The 17,186-nt window shown below is 60.2% G+C and carries 14 protein-coding genes; 6 read left to right on the top strand and 8 right to left on the bottom strand.

The window, feature by feature from the left end:
* The first annotated feature begins 77 nt into the window (after positions 1-77).
* Positions 78-1,034 (top strand): transaldolase, encoded by a 957-nt coding sequence (gene tal / locus KB890_RS21370; RefSeq protein WP_004174884.1) that lies wholly within the window; start codon positions 78-80, stop codon positions 1,032-1,034.
* Positions 1,035-1,050: 16 nt separating this feature from the next.
* Positions 1,051-3,045, top strand: coding sequence for a transketolase (gene tkt / locus KB890_RS21365; RefSeq protein WP_004149269.1), 1,995 nt, complete (start codon positions 1,051-1,053; stop codon positions 3,043-3,045).
* On the opposite strand, the gene KB890_RS21360 is transcribed toward tkt, so the two are convergent.
* The 3 genes from KB890_RS21360 to aegA all read right to left on the bottom strand — a co-directional run bounded on the left by KB890_RS21360 (position 3,035) and on the right by aegA (position 6,782).
* The gene (locus KB890_RS21360; protein ID WP_004180852.1) at positions 3,035-4,081 is read right to left on the bottom strand and encodes a DUF1176 domain-containing protein; all 1,047 of its coding nucleotides are present in this window, start codon (positions 4,079-4,081) and stop codon (positions 3,035-3,037) included. The genes tkt and KB890_RS21360 overlap by 11 nt on opposite strands.
* Positions 4,082-4,144: 63 nt before the next feature.
* Positions 4,145-4,741, bottom strand: coding sequence for a GDP-mannose pyrophosphatase NudK (nudK, locus tag KB890_RS21355; protein WP_002913754.1), 597 nt, complete (start codon positions 4,739-4,741; stop codon positions 4,145-4,147).
* 58 nt (positions 4,742-4,799) lie between these two features.
* On the bottom strand, positions 4,800-6,782 hold the full coding sequence (aegA, locus tag KB890_RS21350) for a formate-dependent uric acid utilization protein AegA (protein WP_004180855.1): 1,983 nt from the start codon (positions 6,780-6,782) through the stop codon (positions 4,800-4,802).
* 372 nt (positions 6,783-7,154) lie between these two features.
* Between aegA and acrD the strand changes: the two genes are divergently transcribed.
* On the top strand, positions 7,155-10,268 hold the full coding sequence (acrD, locus tag KB890_RS21345; RefSeq protein WP_004180857.1) for a multidrug efflux RND transporter permease AcrD: 3,114 nt from the start codon (positions 7,155-7,157) through the stop codon (positions 10,266-10,268).
* Between the two features lie 127 nt (positions 10,269-10,395).
* Here acrD and ypfM read toward each other — a convergent pair whose 3' ends face one another.
* Positions 10,396-10,455 carry a protein YpfM gene (gene ypfM, locus KB890_RS21340; RefSeq protein ID WP_100181659.1) on the bottom strand — a complete coding sequence of 20 codons (60 nt, stop codon included), beginning with the start codon at positions 10,453-10,455 and terminating at the stop codon, positions 10,396-10,398.
* Between the two features lie 365 nt (positions 10,456-10,820).
* Here ypfM and KB890_RS21335 point away from each other — a divergent pair, with 365 nt between their 5' ends.
* From KB890_RS21335 to KB890_RS21325, 3 genes are read left to right on the top strand one after another with little or no spacing between them, the layout of a single operon-like run.
* On the top strand, positions 10,821-11,174 hold the full coding sequence (locus KB890_RS21335; protein WP_002913764.1) for an ArsC family reductase: 354 nt from the start codon (positions 10,821-10,823) through the stop codon (positions 11,172-11,174).
* A gap of 3 nt (positions 11,175-11,177) precedes the next feature.
* Positions 11,178-12,305 (top strand): succinyl-diaminopimelate desuccinylase, encoded by a 1,128-nt coding sequence (gene dapE, locus KB890_RS21330; protein WP_002913766.1) that lies wholly within the window; start codon positions 11,178-11,180, stop codon positions 12,303-12,305.
* A 26-nt stretch (positions 12,306-12,331) separates the two neighbouring features.
* The gene (locus KB890_RS21325) at positions 12,332-12,538 is read left to right on the top strand and encodes a YpfN family protein (protein ID WP_004180859.1); all 207 of its coding nucleotides are present in this window, start codon (positions 12,332-12,334) and stop codon (positions 12,536-12,538) included.
* A gap of 48 nt (positions 12,539-12,586) precedes the next feature.
* Here KB890_RS21325 and ypfH read toward each other — a convergent pair whose 3' ends face one another.
* From ypfH to purC, 4 genes are all read right to left on the bottom strand, one after another.
* Complete coding sequence (gene ypfH, locus KB890_RS21320; RefSeq protein ID WP_002913770.1) at positions 12,587-13,282, bottom strand: esterase; 696 nt, start codon at positions 13,280-13,282, stop codon at positions 12,587-12,589.
* Between the two features lie 76 nt (positions 13,283-13,358).
* Positions 13,359-15,362 (bottom strand): tRNA(Met) cytidine acetyltransferase TmcA, encoded by a 2,004-nt coding sequence (locus KB890_RS21315; RefSeq protein WP_004180862.1) that lies wholly within the window; start codon positions 15,360-15,362, stop codon positions 13,359-13,361.
* A 9-nt stretch (positions 15,363-15,371) separates the two neighbouring features.
* Positions 15,372-16,247 (bottom strand): KPN_02809 family neutral zinc metallopeptidase, encoded by an 876-nt coding sequence (locus tag KB890_RS21310; protein ID WP_004180864.1) that lies wholly within the window; start codon positions 16,245-16,247, stop codon positions 15,372-15,374.
* 119 nt (positions 16,248-16,366) lie between these two features.
* On the bottom strand, positions 16,367-17,080 hold the full coding sequence (gene purC / locus KB890_RS21305; protein ID WP_002913801.1) for a phosphoribosylaminoimidazolesuccinocarboxamide synthase: 714 nt from the start codon (positions 17,078-17,080) through the stop codon (positions 16,367-16,369).
* Positions 17,081-17,186: the final 106 nt, after the last annotated feature.

Raw genomic sequence — 17,186 nt, 5'->3', positions numbered from 1 at the left:
GGTTATGTACCTCATCAATGTTTATACCGTATACCGGCAAGCACTCATGTAACACCTTGTTCCAGGAGGACTTATCCATGAATCAGTTAGACAGCATCAAGCAGTTCACCACGGTGGTCGCCGACAGCGGAGACATCGAATCCATCCGCCACTACCATCCGGAAGACGCCACCACCAACCCCTCTCTGCTGCTGAAGGCCGCCGGCCTGGCGTCCTATAGCGGCCTCATCGACGACGCTATCGCCTGGGCCAAAAAACAGGGTGGCGGCCGCGAAGCGCAGGTGGCTCACGCCTGCGATAAGCTGGCGGTCAATTTTGGCGCGGAGATCCTCAAAAGCATTCCGGGACGGGTCTCCACCGAGGTGGACGCCCGGCTCTCCTTCAACCGCGAGAAAAGTATCGAGAAGGCTCGCCACCTGGTGGCGCTGTATCAGGAGATGGGCATTGATAAGTCGCGGATCCTGATCAAGCTGGCATCCACCTGGGAGGGGATCCGCGCCGCGGAGGTGCTGGAGAAAGAGGGGATCCACTGCAACCTGACGCTGCTGTTTTCCTTCGCCCAGGCCCGGGCCTGCGCCGAGGCCGGGGTTTATCTCATCTCCCCGTTCGTTGGGCGTATTTATGACTGGTATCAGGCGCGCAAACCGCTGGAGCCTTACGTGGTGGAGGAAGATCCGGGGGTGAAATCGGTGCGCAATATCTATGACTATTTCAAACAGCATAAATACAACACCATCGTGATGGGCGCCAGCTTCCGCCGCACCGAGCAGATCCTGGCGCTGGTCGGTTGCGACCGGTTGACCATCGCCCCGCCTTTATTAAAAGAGCTGCAGGCCAGCGATACCCCGGTGGTGCGCAAACTGATCCCTGCCAGCCAGATCCTGCCGCGTCCGGTGCCGCTCAGTGAAGCGGAGTTCCGCTGGGAACATAATCAGGATCCGATGGCGGTCGAAAAGCTAGCGGAGGGGATCCGCCTGTTCGCCGTCGATCAGCGCAAACTGGAAGATCTGCTTGCCGCCAAACTGTCACTTTAGTCTCACGGAGAAAAATATGTCCCGAAGAGAGCTTGCCAACGCCATCCGCGCCCTGAGTATGGACGCCGTGCAGAAAGCCAACTCCGGCCATCCCGGTGCGCCGATGGGGATGGCTGATATTGCCGAAGTGCTGTGGAACGATTTTCTCAAGCACAATCCGCAGAACCCTGACTGGGTGGACCGCGACCGCTTTATCTTGTCCAACGGCCACGCGTCGATGCTGCTCTATAGTCTGCTGCACCTGACCGGCTACGATCTGCCGCTGTCTGAACTGAAGCAGTTCCGTCAGCTGCACTCTAAAACGCCCGGCCACCCGGAGCATGGCTATACCCCTGGGGTGGAAACCACCACCGGCCCGCTGGGCCAGGGGCTGGCGAACGCCGTCGGGATGGCCATCGCCGAACGGACGCTGGCGGCGCAGTTTAATCGCCCCGGCCATGAGATCATTGACCATCACACCTGGGTGTTCATGGGCGATGGCTGTTTGATGGAGGGGATCTCCCATGAGGCCTGTTCGCTGGCCGGCACGCTCGGACTGGGCAAGCTGATCGGTTTTTACGATCACAACGGCATCTCCATCGACGGCAAAACCGAAGGCTGGTTTTCCGATGATACGGCGGAACGCTTCCGCGCCTATCACTGGCACGTCATAGGCGATATCGACGGCCACGATCCGCAGGCTATCAAACAGGCGATAACGGAAGCGCAGGCGGTGAAAGATAAACCGTCACTGATTATCTGCCGGACCATCATCGGCTTCGGTTCGCCCAACAAAGCCGGCTCAGAGGAGTCTCACGGGGCGGCGCTTGGCGAAAAAGAGGTAGCGCTGGCCCGCCAGCAGCTTGGCTGGAAATATCCTCCGTTCGAGATCCCGAAAGAGATCTACGCGGGCTGGGATGCGCGTCCGCGCGGGGAAAAAGCGGAGCACGCCTGGAACGAGAAATTCGCCGCCTACCAGCAGCAGTTCCCGGAGCTGGCCGCTGAGCTAACCCGACGTATGAATGGCGCCCTGCCGGAAGACTTTGCCGCGACCGCCCGCGACTACGTGGCGAAACTGCAGGCCGAGCCGGCGAAAATCGCCAGCCGCAAGGCTTCGCAAAACGCGCTGAACGCCTACGGCCCGCACCTCCCGGAACTACTGGGCGGTTCTGCGGATCTTGCGCCGAGTAACCTGACCATCTGGTCTGGATCGACATCGATTAAAGAAGATCCTGCGGGCAATTATATCCACTACGGGGTGCGCGAGTTTGGCATGACCGCGGTGGCCAACGGCATTGCCCTGCACGGGGGCTTTATTCCTTATACCTCGACCTTCCTGATGTTTGTGGAGTACGCCCGCAACGCCGCGCGCATGGCAGCCCTGATGAAGGCCCGGCAGATCATGGTCTATACCCATGACTCGATCGGTCTTGGGGAAGACGGGCCGACGCACCAGGCGGTGGAACAGCTGGCCAGTCTGCGGCTGACGCCCAACTTCAGCACCTGGCGCCCCTGCGACCAAGTGGAGACCGCCGTCGCCTGGCAGGCGGCTATCGCGCGACAGGGCGGGCCGACGGCGCTGATCCTGTCGCGACAAAACCTGGCGCAGATGCCGCGTACCCCGGAACAGGTGCAGGATATCGCCCGGGGTGGCTACGTGCTTAAGGATGCCGGCGGCAAGCCCGACCTGATCCTCATCGCCACCGGCTCGGAAGTGGAGATCACCGTCCTGGCCGCGGAAAAACTGTTGGCCAAAGGGGTAAATGTGCGGGTCGTCTCGCTCCCTTCCACTGATGTGTTTGACGCCCAGGATGAGGCCTGGCGCGAATCCGTGCTGCCGTCGGACGTCAGCGCCCGGGTGGCGGTCGAAGCCGGGATAGCGGACTACTGGTATAAATATGTCGGCTTAAAAGGCAAGATCGTCGGCATGACCGGCTATGGCGAATCCGCCCCGGCAGAGCAGTTGTTCCCGTTCTTTGGCTTTACGGTCGACCATATCGTCGCCACCGCCGAACAGGTGCTTAACGGGTGATCCACAGCGTGGGCCAGGCATCTGGCCCCTGCCAGTTGTCGCACGTCGGCTGCTGCGCGTAGCGGGAGAGGCTGAACCGCTGGCCGTCAAAACGCCAGCGGGTTTGGATCCCGCAATCGCCGGCCCCGCGGCCTTTATCCAGGGTCACCAGCTCATGGCGGCGGTCATCATAGCTGGCGTTGATCAGCTCAATCTCACGCGGCGCCTCGCCCGGCGGCTGGAATGGCAACGTTAGCCGCACCTGACGGGCGACATAGGGGCGCTGGCGGGAGACCAGCCAGGCCAGCCAGACGGTGTTGTAGGCGCCGGATTCGCAGCTGGTCATCAGCAGCACTTTGTCATCCGTCAGCGCAGTAACGCGAATTTCACGGCGGAAGGGATCGAGGGAGCAGTGGCTGTTGGTCATCCGCTCATTACCGTAGTCCATCAGATCGTTGAGCTCCTCACGCCCCAGCGGCGACTGCGCCGTTTCCGCGCTCGCCACCGCGCGCAGCGCCGGCGCCGGCGGTACGCTGAGCGGCGGCTCTTCCCCTTTGCCGACCCAGGCCGTTTCGCTACCTACCCGCTTTTGCCGATCGTCGATTAAAAACAGAGCCGCTTTCAACCCCTGCAGGGAGATGGTCTGCAGGCCATTGGCCAGCGAGAGCGCTTTACCCTCCTGAACCTGCTGGAGAAACGCATCGATCGTCACGCTGTCGGCGGTTTTAATGAGCTTATCTTCAATGTGCCAGCGCTTGTCGGTCAGGGACAGCGGTTTACCATCCAGCAGCAGGCGCGGCGCTATCGGCGCGAGCGTCGCCACTGGATTGCCGGTGCCGCCCAGCTCGATACGCAGACTGGCGTCAGTGACTGCCCCAGCGCTGCGGCTGAGGGTCATCACCAGGCCATGATGCAGCCCCACGTTACGGGTGACGCAGAAATTTTGGTTGTTACAGGTGACCAGCCAGTCGTTGAAGCGCTGCTGCGTCGGTGCCGACCATGCCTGCGAGCAAGGCAGCACCGCCAGAAAAAGGAAAAAGATGACGCGAAAAAGCATGAACCGCCCGACCCCAGATAAACCCGACCACGGCGCCTATCCTGGACAACGGCAGCGGGTTACTCAATCGGATTTGTCAGAGTTCCCCGACATCAGGCCGGAGGTTTGCAGATATTGCAGCAGAATGACCGCCTTACCGTCGCGGATCTCCCCGTCAGCGACCATCTGCAGCGCCTGGCTAAAAGGCAGCTCCAGCACCTCGATGGCTTCATCATCCACCCCGCCGCCGCTGGTGGTTCGCTGCGCGTCGCTGTACTCGGCGATAAAGAAATGCACTACCTCGGTGACGCCCCCTGGCGACATAAACAGCTCAAACAGCTTTCTCACCTCGCCCACTTCGTAGCCGGTCTCTTCCACCGCCTCTTTACGAATGCAGGCTTCCGGCTCGTCGTTGTCCAGCAGCCCGGCGCAGGTTTCAATCAGCATGCCGTCATGATTGCCATTGACCCAGGTGGCGACACGGAACTGACGCACCAGGACCACCGTCTGCTTATGGCGGTTATACAGCAGTACGGTGGCGCCATTGCCGCGATCGTAGACCTCGCGCTTGTGGCGCACGACGCTGCCGTCCGCCCGCGTCAGCTCATAGGTCATGTTGCGTAGTACGAACCAGTTCTCAGAGAGGATTTTATCTTTAATGACGTGAATATTGAGTGACATACCGACCCCACAGCGTAAAAGGACGCCCTCATACTACGCTGCGGAGCCGGGTTTGTCGTCAGTGAAGCGGCGTCGTTTTCCGCGCCAGATAGTCCAGGATCCCCTGCGCCGCGTGACGGCCTTCCGCCATCGCCGTCACTACAAGGTCTGCGCCGCGCACGGCATCGCCGCCGGCAAAGATCTTCTCCTGACTGGTCTGATAACGGTAACGGCTCTCCACTCCGGCTTTAATACGCCCCTGACTGTCCAGCGCCACCCCCGCCGCTTCCAGCCAGGGCATGCGGTGCGGGTGGAAGCCAAAGGCCATGATCACCGCATCTGCCGGCATAACAAACTCGCTGCCGGGGATCGGCGTCGGACGGCATCTTCCCCCGGCGTCCGGAGCGCCCAGCTCGGTGCGCAAAAAGCGTACCCCGTTAACCCGCCCGTTCTCGTCCAGCTCAAGCGTCACCGGCTGGACGTTAAACTCAAAGAGCGCCCCCTCTTCGCGGGCGTTTTTGACCTCTTTTTTCGAGCCCGGCATGTTGGCTTCATCTCGCCGATAGGCGCAGGTCACCTGGCGGGCACCGTGGCGCAGCGCGGTGCGCACGCAGTCCATCGCCGTATCGCCGCCGCCCAGCACCACCACGTTCAGCCCGGCGGTGTTGACATAAGGCTCTTGCGCCGATGCCGCCAGCCCCATCACCTGTTTGGTGTTGGCGATGAGGAACGGCAGCGCATCGTAGACCCCGGGGGCCTCTTCGTTCGGCAGCCCCGCCTTCATGGAGCGATAGGTTCCGGCGCCGACGAACACCGCGTCATAATCGGCCAGCAGTGTCGCCATGGAGATATCTTTCCCCACCTCGCAATTGAGCTCAAAGCGGATACCCATCTCGCTGAAGATCGCCCGCCGCCGGGCCAATAGCGATTTATCCAGCTTGAACGCCGGAATGCCGAAGGTCAGCAGACCGCCAATCTCCGGATGACGGTCGAAGACCACCGGCTGGACGCCGTGGCGCACCAGCATATCGGCGCAGGCCAGCCCGGCCGGCCCGGCGCCGATAATCGCCACCCGCTTGCCGCTCGGCTTAACCTGCGAAAGGTCCGGACGCCAGCCGCTGGCCAGCGCCTGGTCGGAAATATAGCGCTCAATATTGCCGATGGTGATTGCCCCGCTTTCATCGCGCAGGGTGCAGGCGCCTTCACACAGCCGGTCCTGGGGACAGACGCGGCCGGTGATCTCCGGCAGGCAGTTGGTCTGATGGGAAAGCGCGACCGCGGCGGCGATATTCCCCGCTTTAACCAGCTCGATCCACTGCGGGATATGGTTATGCAGCGGGCAGGTCCATTCGCAAATACTGTGCTCCCCACACGTGAGACAGCGGGCGGCCTGCTGCTGCGCCTGCTGCGGGGTGAACGGCTGATAGATCTCCTCAAAGTGGCTCTTACGCACCTCTGCCGCCAGCTTATCCGGCTCCCCGCGCGGGGGCGTCATCGCCATTTGCCTGACCTTCGCGCCAGCATTGGGCTGGCTGCAGAGCGGCGTAGCGCGCTGCCACGGCTGTACCTCCTGGCATGCCGAGCGCAGTCGCCGCTGCTTCGCCAGGGTGATCAACGTCTCATCGTCGGCGAGGGTCAGCGCCTGCGCGGGACAGTTTTCCACACAGGCCGGCCCCGCCTCGCGGCCCTGGCATAGATCGCACTTGTGCGCGCTGGCTTTCACCAGGCCTGCGGCCTGCGGCGTCACCACCACCTGCATCACCCCGAACGGGCAGGCCACCATGCAGGATTTACAGCCAATGCATTTCTCCTGACGGACCTGAACGCTGTCGCCGGACTGGGCGATGGCGTCGTTGGGACAACTGCGGACGCAGGGGGCGTCCTCGCAGTGGCGGCAGGTGATGGCGTTACGCTGGCCCTCCGCTTTGATCACGGTGATACGTGGCAAAAAGCGCTGCGGGGTCAGCACGTGTTGCTCCTCGTTATGCGCCATCACGCAGGCCACTTCGCAGGCCTGGCAGCCGATGCACTTTCGGCTATCGCTCAAAATAAAGTGGTTCATGGCTTCCTTTTGTCTTCTTGGTGAATAACCCCTCAATGCGCATGCCTATTTATTACCCGACAAGATGACGCCGGAACAATGTCCAATTGCCCAGGATAAACTTTTTCTGGAGAGAATCCGTTTTGGATCAATTTTTTTGACTTAAATGAAATGAGGTTTCACACCGGCAAGGGATAATGCGCCGGTCTGCGGTGACGAAGCAGACTCGCTACCTGCTGGCAGGAAAGCTCGAGGTTTCTTTACGATACGGCAAAAGCAACATGATAAATTACACTATCTCCTTAATTTCTCCACGATTGCCGGAGAGGCTGGCGCTAAAGTGGCACAGGCTGTGCAATAACAAGAAAATGTGCATATGAGGTTTTTATTCTGATGGCGAATTTCTTTATCGATCGCCCCATTTTTGCATGGGTGCTGGCAATCCTGTTATGCCTGACGGGCGCCCTTGCCATTTTGTCGCTGCCGGTTGAACAGTATCCCGACCTCGCCCCGCCGAATGTGCGGATCACCGCCAACTATCCCGGCGCCTCCGCGCAAACCCTGGAGAATACCGTCACTCAGGTTATCGAACAGAATATGACCGGCCTCGATAACCTGATGTATATGTCCTCCCAGAGCAGCGCCACCGGCCAGGCGACGATCACCCTCAGCTTTACCGCCGGTACCGACCCGGATGAAGCCGTGCAGCAGGTTCAGAACCAGCTACAGTCGGCGATGCGTAAGCTGCCGCAGGCGGTGCAAAACCAGGGGGTGACGGTGCGCAAGACCGGTGATACCAATATCCTGACGCTCGCCTTCGTCTCCACTGACGGCAGTATGGATAAACAAGATATCGCCGACTACGTCGCCAGTAACATCCAGGACCCGCTCAGCCGCGTCAACGGCGTGGGGGATATCGACGCCTACGGTTCGCAATACTCAATGCGCATCTGGCTCGACCCGGCGAAGCTCAACAGCTACCAGATGACCACCAAGGATGTTACCGACGCCATCAGTTCGCAGAACGCCCAGATTGCCGTCGGCCAGCTTGGCGGGACGCCTTCGGTCGATAAGCAAGCGCTGAACGCCACCATCAACTCGCAATCTCTGCTGCAAACCCCGGAGCAGTTCCGCAATATCACTCTGCGCGTCAATCAGGATGGTTCAGAGGTGACGCTGGGCGATGTCGCCACCGTCGAGATGGGGGCGGAGAAGTACGACTATCTTAGCCGCTACAACCGCCAGCCGGCCTCAGGCCTCGGGATCAAGCTGGCTTCCGGCGCCAACGAAATGGCCACCGCGGAGCGCGTGATCAATCGCCTCAATGAGCTGGCGCAGTTTTTCCCCCACGGTCTGGAATATAAGGTCGCCTACGAGACCACCTCCTTCGTGAAGGCTTCCATCACCGACGTGGTGAAAACCCTGCTGGAGGCAATCCTGCTGGTCTTCCTCGTGATGTATCTGTTCCTGCAGAACTTCCGCGCCACCCTGATCCCGACCATCGCCGTGCCGGTGGTGCTGATGGGCACTTTCGCGGTGCTGTATGCCTGTGGTTACAGCATTAACACCCTGACGATGTTCGCGATGGTGTTGGCGATCGGCCTGCTGGTGGATGACGCCATCGTGGTGGTGGAGAACGTCGAGCACATCATGAGCGAGGAGGGCCTGTCGCCACGCGAGGCGACCCGCAAATCGATGGGACAAATTCAGGGCGCGCTGGTAGGGATCGCGATGGTGCTGTCGGCGGTATTTGTGCCGATGGCCTTCTTCGGCGGCACCACCGGCGCCATCTATCGCCAGTTCTCAATCACTATCGTCGCGGCGATGGTCCTCTCGGTGCTGGTGGCCATGATCCTCACCCCTGCCCTTTGCGCCACGCTGCTTAAGCCGGTTAAGCCAGGTGAATCCCATGAAAGAACAGGCTTCTTCGGCTGGTTCAACCGCACCTTCAACCGCAGCGCCAGCCGCTACGAAACCTTCGTCGGCAAAATCCTGCACCGCTCGCTGCGCTGGATGCTGATCTACGTCCTCCTGCTCGGCGGGATGGTGTTCCTGTTTCTGCATTTGCCGACCTCGTTCCTGCCGCTGGAGGATCGCGGGATGTTCACCACCTCGGTCCAGTTGCCGAGCGGCAGCACCCAGCAGCAGACGCTGAAGGTGGTGCAGAAGGCGGAAGATTACTTTCTCAATAACGAGAAGCAGAACGTCGAGTCGGTGTTCGCTACCGTTGGCTCCGGCCCCGGCGGCAATGGGCAGAACGTGGCCCGCATGTTCGTTCGTCTCAAAGACTGGGACCAGCGCGACCCGCAAACCGGCACCTCCTTTGCCATTATTGAACGCGCCACCAAAGCGTTTAATCAGATTAACGAAGCGCGGGTTATCGCCAGCAGCCCGCCGGCGATCAGCGGCCTCGGCAGTTCGGCAGGCTTCGATATGGAGCTGGAGGATCATGCCGGGAAGGGGCACGATGCGCTGATGGCGGCGCGCGATACGCTGCTTGAGCTGGCCGGGAAAAATCCGCTGTTGACCCGCGTCCGGCATAACGGGCTCGATGACAGTCCGCAGCTGCAGGTCGATATCGATCAGCGTAAAGCGCAGGCGCTGGGCGTCTCCATTGACGACATCAACGATACGCTGCAAACCGCGTGGGGGTCGAGCTACGTCAACGACTTTATGGATCGCGGCCGGGTAAAGAAAGTCTACGTCCAGGCGGCGGCGAAATACCGGATGCTGCCTGACGATATCAATCTTTGGTACGTGCGCAACAGCAGCGGCACGATGGTGCCATTCTCGGCCTTCGCCACCTCGCGCTGGGAGACCGGCTCGCCGCGGCTGGAGCGCTACAATGGCTACTCAGCGGTCGAGATCGTCGGTGAGGCGGCGCCGGGTATCAGTACCGGTACCGCGATGGACATGATGGAGAAGCTGGCCGCGCAGTTACCCACCGGCTTTGGCCTCGAATGGACCGCCATGTCCTACCAGGAACGCCTCTCTGGCGCTCAGGCGCCGGCCCTGTATGCTATTTCTCTGCTGGTGGTGTTCCTGTGCCTGGCGGCGCTGTACGAGAGCTGGTCGGTGCCGTTCTCGGTGATGCTGGTGGTGCCGCTGGGGGTGATTGGCGCCCTGCTGGCGACCTGGATGCGCGGTCTGGAGAATGACGTGTACTTCCAGGTGGGTCTGTTGACGGTGATCGGCCTGTCGGCGAAAAACGCCATTCTGATCGTCGAGTTCGCCAATGAGCTCAACGAGAAGGGCCAGGATCTGCTCAGCGCCACGCTGTCGGCTTGCCGTCAGCGCCTGCGCCCCATCCTGATGACCTCGCTGGCGTTCATCTTCGGCGTGCTGCCGATGGCGACCAGCACCGGCGCCGGTTCCGGCAGCCAGCATGCGGTCGGCACCGGAGTGATGGGCGGGATGATCTCCGCCACCGTGCTGGCGATCTTTTTCGTGCCGCTGTTCTTTGTGCTGGTGCGTCGCCGTTTTCCGCTAAAGGAGCGTCCGCAATAAACCGACGAGCTTCGGCGGCGAGGCGTAATAACAGAAAAGGCGACCACGGTGGTCGCCTTCTTTATGTGTTCAGAACCCTAGCGCGCTTATTTACTTCGCGTCATTCCCCTGCTCACATTGCGGAAATTTATTTACGAAGCATGCCTTCAATAAAGTCTTTCCAGTTCCCCAGTTCATGTTCAATCATAATAGCCTCTCTTATTATTATGGTCGATTCTATATAACTTCATTACCGATGGGAAGTTGTGCTCCCCTATTGCTCTGATTGTCTTATGGACCGCTGACAGAGATAAAACCTCTGGTTGTCGCTACTATGCCGCTTCGTATGTAAACATAATGTGACGTAGAGCAACCTCAGACAACATTTTTGCAATAATGTTAAAGCCCTCACATCATGCCCACAGGTGGCCAACATTTAACCACCCGATATATCGAATGAGATCCCCGGTAAAAAGTTATATTTATTCATCTGAATCACGTATTATTTCAGTAAGACTTATATATTCGGAAATATCTGAGTTAACCGCTTAATTGAATGTAAAAGGTTTATCTATGCTCACCATGTACGGAATTAAAAACTGCGATACCATTAAAAAAGCCCGCCGCTGGCTGGAAGCGCATCAGATTGAGTATCGCTTCCATGATTACCGCGCCGATGGCCTTGAGCGCGCGCAACTGGATACCTTTATTGCCGAGCTGGGCTGGCAGGCGCTGCTGAACACCCGCGGCACCACCTGGCGCAAACTCGACGAGTCGCTGCGCAATAGCATCGATAATGCCGACGCCGCAGCCGCATTGATGCTGGAAATGCCGGCAATTATCAAACGCCCATTGCTCTGCGCGCCCGGTCGTCCTATGCTGCTGGGTTTTAGTGAAGCAAGTTATCAGCAGTTTAACGAGGTATAGTCTATGTCTTGCCCGGTCATTGAGCTGGCTCAGCAGCTTATTCGCCGCCCTTCCCTTAGCCCCGATGATGCGGGATGCCAGGCGTTAATGATTGAACGCCTGCGTGCGATCGGCTTTACCGTTGAACCGATGGATTTCGGCGATACGCAGAATTTCTGGGCCTGGCGCGGCCACGGCGAGACGCTGGCCTTCGCCGGCCACACCGACGTAGTCCCGGCAGGCGACGCCGACCGCTGGATCAATCCCCCGTTCGAACCGACCATCCGCGACGGGATGCTGTTTGGCCGCGGAGCGGCGGATATGAAAGGCTCGCTGGCGGCGATGGTGGTTGCCGCAGAGCGTTTTGTCGCGCAGTACCCGAACCACAGGGGCCGACTGGCGTTTTTGATCACCTCTGATGAAGAGGCCAGCGCCAAAAACGGCACCGTCAAAGTGGTGGAGACGCTGATGGCGCGTAACGAGCGTCTGGACTATTGTCTGGTCGGCGAACCTTCCAGTACCGAAGTGGTCGGCGATGTGGTGAAAAACGGCCGCCGCGGCTCGCTGACCTGCAACCTGACTATTCACGGCGTGCAGGGGCATGTCGCCTATCCGCACCTTGCCGATAACCCTGTCCACCGCGCGGCGCCGATGCTGGCGGAACTGGTCAATATCGAATGGGATAAAGGCAATGAGTTCTTCCCGCCGACCAGCATGCAGATCGCCAACGTGCAGTCCGGCACCGGCAGCAATAACGTGATCCCCGGCGATATGTTCGTCCAGTTCAACTTCCGCTTCAGTACGGAGCTGACGGACGAGATGATCAAATCCCGGGTGATCGCCCTGCTGGAAAAATACCAGCTGCGTTACAGCGTGGAGTGGTGGCTCTCCGGCCAGCCGTTCCTCACCGGACGGGGCAAGCTGGTGGATGCGGTCGTCAACGCGATTGAGCACTATAATGAGATCAAACCGCAGCTGTTAACCAACGGCGGCACCTCAGACGGACGGTTTATCGCGCGCATGGGGGCGCAGGTGGTTGAGCTGGGCCCCGTAAACGCAACGATTCACAAAATTAATGAATGTGTGAACGCCGCCGACCTGCAGCTGCTGGCGCGGATGTATCAACGCGTCATGGAACAGCTGGTCGCCTGACGAATTGACGTAAAGAGGAAGCGCGCATGGAATGGCTTATTAAACACTGGTGGATTCTGGTGCTGGTCTTTTTGGTGGGGGTAATTATCAACGTGATTAAAGATCTGAATCGCGTTGACCACAAAAAATTCCTCAACAACAAACCCGATCTGCCGCCGCACCGTGATTTTAACGATAAATGGGACGACGACGACGACGACTGGCCGAAGCACGACCAGTCGAAGAAACCGTAAGTTTGCCTTTATCGCGGTACCGCCCGCCTGTAACCCCGCTCACCGGGGTTACAGCATTTCGATGATATCGTCCCCTTTTGGCGTACTGCCGCTCAGCGCCTCATCAAAATAGTGCTTCGGCACGGTATAACGCAGACGCTCGATCGCCAACTGCATGCTGCGATCGTCAATGGCATGCCCGAGATCGTCGACAATATCTAAGGTCACGTCGCCGCCCGCCTGCTGTAACGCCTCCTCGGCCGACACCGCCCACGCCAGGTCGATAACCCGATCTTCACCACCGTGGATCAGGTGAATGGTAGTGGCCGTCGTTGCCGTCTCCGGCAGCGTCGCATAGCGGCCATTAAAGGCGATGACCCGCGAAGCCAGATCCGGCGCCGCTTTGATACTCTCCAGCGACATAATCGCCCCCTGAGAGAAACCGATCAGCGCGGTGGCCAGTGGACTGACGCCGCTCTTTTCCTGCCAGTAGCGTACAATTTCAATAAAGGTCGGCATAATGGCGTCGATGCGCTGCTGACGATTCTCTTCCGTCACCCCCTGCAGCGAAAACCACTGCCGACCGTTGGGGCCGCAAGGTTCCACCCCGCCGATACTGACGATCAGCGCATCGGGAAACTGCGGCGCGAACCAGCTGCCGATTTGCCCCATGGAGACCGGGTTATCCCCTACGCCATGAAACAGCAGCAACAGCTGTTGCGCAGGCGTCGCAGGACTTTGAACAATAAAATGATCGTGTTTCATGGCTGTCTCCTTAGTGTTTGCGGGCAGTGTACGCCGCTCGCCAGATATGACCATGCCATTTAACTGAATGAGTTAGTTAAAAAAATTGCAGATGCGCCACCTGCTGACGCAGCGCATCAGCGCGCGCTGCATCAAGGGAGCGCAAGGCGTCAGCGGCCTCCCGACGCCATCTCGCCTGCAAGGCTTTTCGCCCCGTCAGCTGCAGCACGGCGCAGAGTGCGGCCTCCTCTTTGCCCTGCAGTCGTCCCCGCAGGGCCGGCAACGGCATGTCGGCCTGCATCAGTAGGCGGTTGAGGCAGCCCAGCGCCGCGGCCAGCGGGCGGTGAGCGAAGGCAAAGCTCGCCGCTTCCAGCCAGTCCTCATCACTAAGCATAGCGTCTGCGACGGCCGGCAGCGGCGCGGATTCCTCTCGCCACGGGCGAAGCCAGTATTCATCGCGCTGCAGCCGCTGCGCCTCCCGCTGCACCAGCTGGCGCCCTGCCGCGGTCAACGGATAGAGGGCCATCGCCGTATAGCAGCCGCTGCTGGCCTCGCGATGGGTACCCAGCCGTACGAGGGTAAACCCGCAGCGTTGCCAGAAGCGCCACAGCTCAGCGGTATAGCCGAAGCTGACGGAGAGATAGTCATAGCCAGCGGCATCGGCGGCGATATCGGCGATCATCTTCCGCCCCAGACCTTCCCGCTGGCGGGTGGGATGGACAGCGATCCGACTGACCCGCAGCCCGCGCAGCGTCGCCGCCAGGGGACTACCGCCGTGCGCCGCCAGCGACTGGGCGACCAGATTCCCGCGCGGCCGGCGAAAACCCGCCCATACCGCCCGGCTCAGTTCGGGAGAAAGTCCCCCCTCGGCCACCAGCCACAGGGCGCCCGCTACCGCGCCGCCGGCGCGAGCGCAGCGGAAAGCCTGGCCCGGAGCATCCATCATGCGCCGCAGATCGAGCGGGGAAGTTCGGTAATGCGCCCCGGACAATAGCTGGTACATCGCCTCCGGTAGCGCTGGCTGCGTTTGCCAGCAGGACTGATTGACCGCCTCCAGGGCTATCTCCCCCATCGGCGCGTCGCGAAATGCCTCATCGTTAAAGATAAGCAACTGACTGATGGCTGACTCCAGCGGACAGCCCGCCGCCCAGCGGATCGGGGCGCTCAGGGTGAACGATTGCAGATGGGGCAGACTGGCGCAAAATTTCAGCAGGAACCCGCGACCGGTGCCCTCGTACCCTTGCACCGTCGTGGTGAGTAGCGTGCGGGGAAAACGGCTCACCAGCTGCCGGAGAAGCGGAGCCGGGATAGCCGCGGCCTCATCGACTATCAGCCACGCCGCCTTTTCTTTCGACGCCAGCAGCGCATCGGGCGCCATAAAGCGCAACGTCTCCCCGGCAAAGCTGGCCAGCACCTCGACAGCGCTACGCGTTGGGGCGGTGACGATGGCCTCGCCCCCAAGCTGGCGCAGGAGCATGCCCGCCAGCGCGGACTTCCCCCGTCCACGCTCCGCCGTCACCGCCGCGATACCGGGCGGCAGGCGTATCAGTTGCTCAAGGATTGCCGCCTGCTCGGCCTGCGGGCGGCCATCGGCGGGATGCCAGTCTGGACGCTGGGCGGCCAGCGGGAAACGTGGCCGGTCCGACTGCCGCCAGAGCAACACCTCCGGATCGGCGATAAACTGCCGACAGCAGCGGTGAACAAAGTTAGGGGTAACGATAGGGTCAGGCGTATCGCTCCAGCGCAGAGAGTCCTCATCCGCCCGGGTCGGCCAGTCGGCGAAGGGGGGCGTCAGCAGCACCAGCCAGCTTCCCGCCCGCAGCGTGCCGCTCAGGGCCGCCATGGCGGCCACATCAAACCCGCGCCGGGCATCGAAAAAGGCGTGCATCACTTCCCGCCCCAGCAGCGTTTTCAGCGCGCCGGGCGCCACGCAGGGCGCAGAAACCGGCTCGGGGCCAACCCACAGGCCATCGCCGCCGAGCCTCTCCCGTAGCGCCTGCGCCTGCTGCAGCGTCCAACTCTCATCGCCGCTGAGCACCAGCAGGCGACGGATCCCCTCCCGCGCCATTTGCGCGGTGAGGTTAAGCAGCGCGTCCATCATGGGGGACGATTACAGCGCGCTGCCGAAGGTATTGCACTGCGCCGGATCGCCGCTATCGAAACCGCGTTTGAACCAGGTGTAGCGCTGTTTCGAGGTGCCGTGGGTAAAACTGTCCGGCACCACGCGTCCCTGGCTCTGCTGCTGTAGACGATCGTCGCCGATGGCCTCGGCGGCGTTCAGCGCCTCCTGCAGATCGCCAGTTTCCAGAATATCCTGCTGCTGCATATTATGACCCCAGACGCCGGCGAAGCAGTCTGCCTGCAGCTCCATCTTAACCGACAGGCGGTTGGCTTCGGCCTGCGTGGCATGCTGCTGTTGCTGGCGGACCTTCGGCTCAATGCCCAGCAGTTTTTGTACGTGATGACCCACTTCATGAGCAATGACGTACCCCTGGGCAAAGTCGCCGTCGGCGCCCAGTTTATTTTTCATCTCATCGTAGAATGACAGGTCGATATAGACCGTACTGTCGGCAGGACAATAGAAGGGGCCCATCACCGACTGACCGGTGCCGCAGCCGGTACGGGTCGCGCCGCGGTAGAGCACCAGCTTTGGCTGCGGGTACTGGCGGCCCATCTTTTCAAAGATCGGCTCCCAGGTATCTTCGGTGGTAGCCAGAATGACGGAAGTAAACTTCGCCGCTTCATCGTCTTTCGGACTGATGGAGCGCTGCGTGGAGGTCTGCTGCTGCGGCATCGGTTCGCCGGTCAACATGCCGGTCAAATCCACGCCGTAGTAGCCCGCCACCAGCACAATAATCAGCAGTACAATGCCGCCCTTCCCGCTCGGCAGACGGAAGCCGCCGCCCCCGCCGCCGCCAAACGGCGAGCCTGATTGTCCACGTCGATCTTCAACATTGTCGCTTTCGCGACGCCCTTGCCAGCGCATAAGCACCTCATTCCCTGTTATGTATCAATAGCAGAGATCGTAGGCGGTTCAGCGCAGGATTACCACAGGAAACAGCAAGAGACGCCAGAAGATGAGGCCATCTTCTGGCGGCGGGCGGGTTAGTCGAGCTTAACGCCCAGGCGGTGAGCCACTTCTTCGTAGGCTTCGATCAGGCCGCCAAGGCTCTGGCGGAAGCGGTCTTTGTCCATTTTATCGAGGGTGTTTTTATCCCACAGGCGGCTGCCGTCCGGCGAAAACTCGTCGCCCAGCACCACTTCGCCTTTGAACAGACCAAACTCCAGCTTAAAGTCCACCAGAATCAGACCGGCGTCATCGAACAGTTTTTTCAGCACGTCGTTGGCTTTGTAGGTCAGCTCGCGCATCCGCGCCAGATTCTCTTTACTCACCCAGCCGAAGGTTTCGCAGTAGGAGTCGTTGACCATCGGATCGTGCATAGCATCGTTTTTCAGGAACAGGTCGAACAGCGGCGGATTCAGCTCGATACCTTCTTCAATGCCTAAACGTTTTACCAGCGAGCCTGCCGCACGGTTACGCACCACGCACTCTACCGGCACCATATCCAGTTTTTTCACCAGACATTCGGTATCGGAGAGCAGCGCTTCCATCTGGGTAGGGATGCCCGCTTCTGCCAGTTTACTCATAATGAAATGGTTGAATTTGTTGTTCACCATGCCTTTACGATCGAACTGCTCGATGCGCGCGCCATCACCTGCTGACGTATCGTTACGGAATTCCAGTACCAGCAGGTCCGGATTATCGGTGCTGTATACTGTCTTCGCCTTACCACGATACAACTCAGCTTGCTTTTTCATCTTTCACTACTCCAGTGATATTGAGCCAAAAAATGACGTGTCGGTCTTACATAACATCCTGCAACGGGCGTTGGAGCGGATGCTGTACGCTTGCGGGGCGAACTGC

Source organism: Klebsiella sp. P1954 (assembly GCF_018199955.1).
In the GTDB taxonomy this organism is placed as follows: domain Bacteria; phylum Pseudomonadota; class Gammaproteobacteria; order Enterobacterales; family Enterobacteriaceae; genus Klebsiella; species Klebsiella pneumoniae.
The sequence above is the reverse complement of the archived record's forward strand: the minus strand, read 5'-3'. Positions and strand labels throughout refer to the sequence as shown.

What these genes read in the sequence shown, in the direction of transcription:
- purC (WP_002913801.1), bottom strand. Translation starts at nt 17,080, where the DNA reads ATGAAAAAGCAAGCTGAGTTGTATCGTGGTAAGGCGAAGACAGTATAC.
- KB890_RS21315 (WP_004180862.1), bottom strand. Translation starts at nt 15,362, where the DNA reads ATGATGGACGCGCTGCTTAACCTCACCGCGCAAATGGCGCGGGAGGGG.
- aegA (WP_004180855.1), bottom strand. Translation starts at nt 6,782, where the DNA reads ATGAACCACTTTATTTTGAGCGATAGCCGAAAGTGCATCGGCTGCCAG.
- KB890_RS21310 (WP_004180864.1), bottom strand. Translation starts at nt 16,247, where the DNA reads ATGCGCTGGCAAGGGCGTCGCGAAAGCGACAATGTTGAAGATCGACGT.
- KB890_RS21325 (WP_004180859.1), top strand. Translation starts at nt 12,332, where the DNA reads ATGGAATGGCTTATTAAACACTGGTGGATTCTGGTGCTGGTCTTTTTG.
- ypfH (WP_002913770.1), bottom strand. Translation starts at nt 13,282, where the DNA reads ATGAAACACGATCATTTTATTGTTCAAAGTCCTGCGACGCCTGCGCAA.
- KB890_RS21335 (WP_002913764.1), top strand. Translation starts at nt 10,821, where the DNA reads ATGCTCACCATGTACGGAATTAAAAACTGCGATACCATTAAAAAAGCC.
- dapE (WP_002913766.1), top strand. Translation starts at nt 11,178, where the DNA reads ATGTCTTGCCCGGTCATTGAGCTGGCTCAGCAGCTTATTCGCCGCCCT.
- KB890_RS21360 (WP_004180852.1), bottom strand. Translation starts at nt 4,081, where the DNA reads ATGCTTTTTCGCGTCATCTTTTTCCTTTTTCTGGCGGTGCTGCCTTGC.
- acrD (WP_004180857.1), top strand. Translation starts at nt 7,155, where the DNA reads ATGGCGAATTTCTTTATCGATCGCCCCATTTTTGCATGGGTGCTGGCA.
- tal (WP_004174884.1), top strand. Translation starts at nt 78, where the DNA reads ATGAATCAGTTAGACAGCATCAAGCAGTTCACCACGGTGGTCGCCGAC.
- nudK (WP_002913754.1), bottom strand. Translation starts at nt 4,741, where the DNA reads ATGTCACTCAATATTCACGTCATTAAAGATAAAATCCTCTCTGAGAAC.
- tkt (WP_004149269.1), top strand. Translation starts at nt 1,051, where the DNA reads ATGTCCCGAAGAGAGCTTGCCAACGCCATCCGCGCCCTGAGTATGGAC.